The following is a 5,038-nucleotide window of genomic DNA, read 5'->3' as shown; positions in this document are numbered from 1 at the left end:
TCCTATCGGATTTCCGGCTTCGTGGGTGGACCACTTCAAAGGGGCTGGCTCAAGCTCAGAAGAAGAGCTTAGCTGTCCTTCACTACGATGAGCCCTGCGGGCGTTGAAGCGTCTGGTGCGCAGGCTGTGGCGTCGCCACCACAGCAATCCTGCAATAGGAAGCGGACCAGCGAGTCCACGGAGGCGAAATTCGGCGCGTAGAGAATTTCCTTCTGGCGCCGTGTCGCAGTCACGAGCTCTGCCCTCTTGAGAATGCTCAAGTGTCCCGAGAGGGTCGATGGCTTGACAGTAAGTCGGCGCGCGATCTCCAGCGCAGGCACGCCCTTTGGTCCTTCGCGAACCAGCAGTCGGAACACCGCGAGGCGGGTTTCGTGGGCAAGCGCCGAAAAGGCGTCGATGGCGTCATCCTGCTTCATTATTCGTCAATGCCCGAAATGACGAAGCTTGACAAGCGGCAGGTGTGTCCGTACCTCGATAGTCAATTCGGAAATTTCCGAAATGAGGTCTGGGATGATAGCGACGCCGATAGCAACTGACGTGGATTTCGACGCGCAGGGCAAGCAGCAGGGCTACCTGCGTGTCCCGCATTCTGTGCATCGCTCGGCCTATGGCTGGCTGCCCATTCCGATCACGGTGATCCGCAACGGGGACGGGCCGACGCTGGTGATCACCGCAGGCGTCCATGGCGATGAATACGAAGGTCAGATCGCGGTCGCTGAATTGGCGCGCGACCTACAGCCCGAAGACATCCGGGGTCGTCTGATCCTTCTGCCGATGCTCAACTTTCCCGCCGCCGAGGCGGGTACACGGGTCTCGCCGCTCGATGAGGGCAATCTCAATCGGCTGTTTCCGGGGGACCCAAAAGGCAGCCCCAGTGAGATCATTGCCCATTGGCACGAGGAGGTGCTGATGCCGCTGGCCGACTATGCGGTCGATCTGCATTCCGGAGGCTCTTCGCTGCTCTATCCCGCAACCCTGCTGCGCGGGCCGGCGCATAGCCCGGAAGAGGCCGAGGCGCTGGCGCGGCTGCAGGAGGCCTTCGATCTGCCCTATGCCTGGGTCTTCACCTCGGGCGGTGGGCGCGGCAGCACGGCAAGGACTGCCATGGGCGCCGCGAACCGAAAGGGCGTGGTCAACGTCATGGCAGAGCTGGGCGGCGCCGGCGCGGTGACCCCTGACGTGCTGGCGCTCACCCGGCGGGGCCTGCGGCGCATCCTGCACGGCCTTGGCATGCTTCCGGGATACACAAAGGATGCGGCGCGGGGCACGCGCGAGCTCAATGCACTGGGCTCGATCTACGCCTATGAGCCGGGCCTCTTCGAGCCGCTGAAAGACATCGGCGCGTCAGTCGCCGAAGGAGAGACGATCGCCCATATTCATCACCCGGAGACACCGGGGCGCATGCCCACCGAGGTGGTCTCGCCTTTCACGGGGCTGGTGCTTTGCCTGCGGGCCATGGCGCAGGTGCGGCGGGGCGACGCGCTCTATCAGATCGCCAAGGAGGCGACGTCTGCATGAAGGTGCCGTTTACGCTTGATGATGTCCGCCGCGCTGCCGAAGGGCTGAAGGGCGTCGCGCTCCGCACGCCCGTGCTCGAGAACCCGGATGTGAACGCCATGCTGGGCGGGCGACTGCTGCTCAAATGCGAGAACCTGCAGCGCACCGGTGCGTTCAAAATCCGCGGCGCCTATACCCGCATGCGGGGCCTCTCAGCCGAAGAAAGGGCGCGCGGCGCGGTGAGTTATTCCTCCGGAAACCACGCGCTCGGGCTCGCCAAGGCGGCGCAGCTGCTGGAGTCTTCGGCGGTCATCGTCATGCCCTCGGACGCGCCCCGCGCCAAGATCGACGCGGTGCGGGCCATGGGCGCCGAGATTGTGACCTACGACCGCGACACCGAAGCCAGCGCCGATGTGGTCGCGCGCGTGGTGGAACAGAGCGGACGGATCGAGGTGCCTCCGAGCGCGCATCCGCAGGTGCTTGCGGGGGCTGCGACCGCGGCGCTGGAACTGTCGGAGCAGGCTGGGCCGCTTGATGCCGTGGTGATCCCTTGCGGTGGCGGCGGGCTGACAGCGGCCACCGCCGTTGTCATGGCCGAGGCGGCCCCCGGTTGCGCGGTCTATGCCGCCGAGCCGATGCTCTTCGATGACACCAAACGCTCGCTCGAGGCGGGCGAACGTCTGGCCAATCCGGTCGGGCAGCGCAGCATCTGCGACGCGATCATGACGCCGATCCCGGGCGCGCTGACCTTTGCCATCAATCGCGAGCTGCTCGCGGGAGGCGTCACAGCAACCGACGACGAGGTACGCGCCGCCATGCGCTTTGCCTTCACCCATTTCCGCATCGTCGCGGAGCCGGGCGCTGTGGTCGGTCTTGCGGCGATCCTGGCCGGGCGGGTGCCGGTCCAAGGGCGCTCTATTGCCACGGTCATCACCGGCGGCAACATTGACGCGCAGCGCTATGCCGCGTTGCTCGGGGAGGACCCGCTGGATGTATGATTTCGACACAGAGATCGACCGCCGCGCCGTGCCAGCGCTGAAGACCCATCGCATCGTGCTGGGTGAGGATGGCAGCGACCTCTTCCCGGGCGGCGTCGCCGACATGGATTTCCCCGCCGCGCCCTGCGTGCAGCGGGCCATTGCCGAACGCGCGGCGCATGGCATCTTTGGCTACGAGGCAGTCCCTGACGGGCTGATGCCCGCGCTGACCGGCTGGCTGGCGCGCCAGCACGGCTGGCAGGTCGATCCCGTCCACATCCTGCGGGCGCCGAATGTGCTCAATGCGCTGGCGATGGCTGTGAACGCCTTCACCGATCCCGGTGACGGCATCCTGATCCAACCGCCGGTCTTTTTCGATTTCGCCGACATCATCCGCGAAAACGGCAGGCGCATCGTCGAGAACCCGCTGCTGCTGCAGGGCGGGCGCTACGAGATGGATTTTGATGGTCTCGAAGAGGCCGCGCGTGATCCGGGCACGAAACTGCTGCTTCTGTGCAACCCCCACAACCCGGTGGGACGTGTCTGGACCCGCGCCGAGCTGACCCGGCTGGGCGACATCTGCCGCAGGCACGGTGTGCTGGTCGTCTCCGACGAAATCCATGCCGACATCACTTTGCCGGGGCATAGCTACACGCCTTTCGCCTCCCTGTCCGAAGCGGATGCCGCGAACAGCGTCACCTGCCTGACGCCCGCCAAGAGCTTCAATCTCGCCGCCTGTTGCTCGGCCTTCACCGTGGTGCCGGACGCGGCGCGCCGCCGTGCGCTGCAGGCCGCCAATTCGGCGCTGACGGTGAACAAGAACAACGCCTTCGCCAACGTCGCCATGGAGGCGGCGTGGCGCGCAGGAGACGGCTGGCTGGATGCGGCGCTGGAATATATCGCGGGAAACCTCGCGCTGGTGCGCGGCGCGCTCGCGGGCAGCCCGGTCAAGCTGATCGAGCCCGAGGGCACCTTCCTGCTCTGGCTCGACTTCCGGGCGCTGGGGCTTTCGCCCGAGGCGTTGCACCTGTGGCTGCGGCAAGAGGCTGGCTGGGCGATCACCCGCGGCGTCTCCTTCGGGCCGCAGGGCGCGGGCTTTGGCCGCCTGAACATCGCCTGCCCAAGGTCCAAACTGTCACGGGCGCTGGAAAACCTGCGCCGCGCGCTGGCGCAGCGCGACATATCGACCAAAGAGAGCTGAGACATGACCGACACCGCAGCCCCCGCCCATGACCCGATGGGCCGTTTCGAACGCCTGCTGACCCTCTGGGTGGCGCTGGCCATGGTGGCGGGCATCGTCATCGGGCTGCTCGCGCCGGGACTGGTGCAGGCCATTGCCGCCGCCGAGATCGCCTCGATCAATCTCGTCGTCGCGGTGCTGATCTGGGCGATGGTCTATCCGATGATGGTGGGCGTGGACTTCGGCGCTGTTGCGGGGGTGGCGCGCCAGCCGAAGGGGCTGCTGGTGACGCTGGTGGTGAACTGGCTGATCAAGCCCTTCACCATGGCGCTGCTGGCGGTGCTGTTCTTCGAGCATGTTTTCGCGCCGTGGATCGCCCCCGAGGATGCCGCGCAATACATCGCCGGGCTGATCCTGTTGGGGGCGGCCCCTTGCACGGCGATGGTTTTCGTCTGGTCGCAGCTGACGCGCGGCGACGCCACATACACGCTGGTGCAGGTCTCGGTGAATGATCTGATCATGGTGGTGGCCTTTGCGCCCATCGTCGCCTTCTTGCTTGGCGTGACCGAGATCGCCGTGCCGTGGAGCACGCTGGTGCTGGCCACCGTTCTTTATGTGGTGCTGCCGCTGCTGGCGGGGCTCGCGACGCGGCGTGTGCTGGGCTCGCAGGAGGCGATCGACGCGTTCACCGCGAAGATCAAACCGCTGTCGATGATCGGCCTGATTGCTACGGTCGCTATCCTCTTTGGCCTGCAGGGCGAGGTGATCCTCGCCAAGCCGCAGGTGATCGCGCTCATCGCCGTGCCGATCCTGATCCAGAGCTACGGCATCTTTGCGCTGGCCTATGGCGCAGCCTATGCGCTGAAGGTGCCGCACCGCATCGCCGCGCCCTGCGCGATGATCGGCACCTCGAACTTCTTCGAACTGGCGGTGGCGGTGGCGATCAGCCTCTTCGGCCTCAACTCCGGCGCGGCGCTTGCCACCGTGGTCGGCGTGCTGGTCGAAGTGCCGGTGATGCTCTCGCTGGTGGCTTTTGCCAACCGCACCCGCGCGCGTTTCCCAAGCGCGCAATGACGATGACCAAGGATCCAGACATGGCCGACACGCCCAACATCTCCGCAGAGTGCTTCCGCCCGGTCGACCCGGCGGCGCTGTTTCCCGCGACGCGCAGCACGCATAAGCCGCGCATCCTCATCCTCTACGGCTCGCTGCGCGAGCGCAGCTTCTCGCGCTTCGCGGCGGAAGAGGCCGGGCGGCTGCTGGAGACATTCGGCGCAGAGGTGCGCATCTTCGATCCGCGCGATCTGCCGCAGACCGACACCACCGGGCCGGATCACCCCAAGGTGGCCGAGCTGCGCGATCTGGTCACCTGGTGCGAGGGCAT

At 66.3% G+C, this 5,038-nt stretch carries 6 protein-coding genes; 5 read left to right on the top strand and 1 reads right to left on the bottom strand.

Going from position 1 to position 5,038, the window contains the following annotated elements:
• Positions 1–68 precede the first annotated feature (68 nt).
• The gene (locus tag G0A00_RS26005) at positions 69–416 is read right to left on the bottom strand and encodes a helix-turn-helix transcriptional regulator (protein WP_164185559.1); all 348 of its coding nucleotides are present in this window, start codon (positions 414–416) and stop codon (positions 69–71) included.
• Between the two features lie 94 nt (positions 417–510).
• Here G0A00_RS26005 and G0A00_RS26000 point away from each other — a divergent pair, with 94 nt between their 5' ends.
• From G0A00_RS26000 to G0A00_RS25980, 5 genes are all read left to right on the top strand, one after another.
• The gene (locus G0A00_RS26000) at positions 511–1,518 is read left to right on the top strand and encodes a succinylglutamate desuccinylase/aspartoacylase family protein (protein ID WP_164185558.1); all 1,008 of its coding nucleotides are present in this window, start codon (positions 511–513) and stop codon (positions 1,516–1,518) included.
• A complete protein-coding gene (locus G0A00_RS25995) occupies positions 1,515–2,495 on the top strand; it encodes a threonine/serine dehydratase (protein WP_164185557.1) in 981 nt (326 codons plus the stop codon). The genes G0A00_RS26000 and G0A00_RS25995 overlap by 4 nt, the downstream gene beginning before the upstream one ends.
• Positions 2,488–3,675 carry a MalY/PatB family protein gene (locus G0A00_RS25990; protein ID WP_164185556.1) on the top strand — a complete coding sequence of 396 codons (1,188 nt, stop codon included), beginning with the start codon at positions 2,488–2,490 and terminating at the stop codon, positions 3,673–3,675. The genes G0A00_RS25995 and G0A00_RS25990 overlap by 8 nt, the downstream gene beginning before the upstream one ends.
• A gap of 3 nt (positions 3,676–3,678) precedes the next feature.
• On the top strand, positions 3,679–4,728 hold the full coding sequence (arsB, locus tag G0A00_RS25985; RefSeq protein ID WP_164185555.1) for an ACR3 family arsenite efflux transporter: 1,050 nt from the start codon (positions 3,679–3,681) through the stop codon (positions 4,726–4,728).
• A 20-nt stretch (positions 4,729–4,748) separates the two neighbouring features.
• Positions 4,749–5,038, top strand: a 290-nt coding sequence (locus tag G0A00_RS25980) for an NADPH-dependent FMN reductase (protein WP_203595524.1), incomplete at its 3' end; no start/stop codon positions are given.

This window comes from Salipiger sp. PrR002, assembly GCF_010500775.1.
Lineage (GTDB): Bacteria > Pseudomonadota > Alphaproteobacteria > Rhodobacterales > Rhodobacteraceae > Salipiger.
The sequence above is the reverse complement of the archived record's forward strand: the minus strand, read 5'-3'. Positions and strand labels throughout refer to the sequence as shown.

What these genes read in the sequence shown, in the direction of transcription:
- G0A00_RS26005 (WP_164185559.1), bottom strand. Translation starts at nt 416, where the DNA reads ATGAAGCAGGATGACGCCATCGACGCCTTTTCGGCGCTTGCCCACGAA.
- G0A00_RS26000 (WP_164185558.1), top strand. Translation starts at nt 511, where the DNA reads ATGATAGCGACGCCGATAGCAACTGACGTGGATTTCGACGCGCAGGGC.
- G0A00_RS25995 (WP_164185557.1), top strand. Translation starts at nt 1,515, where the DNA reads ATGAAGGTGCCGTTTACGCTTGATGATGTCCGCCGCGCTGCCGAAGGG.
- G0A00_RS25990 (WP_164185556.1), top strand. Translation starts at nt 2,488, where the DNA reads ATGTATGATTTCGACACAGAGATCGACCGCCGCGCCGTGCCAGCGCTG.
- arsB (WP_164185555.1), top strand. Translation starts at nt 3,679, where the DNA reads ATGACCGACACCGCAGCCCCCGCCCATGACCCGATGGGCCGTTTCGAA.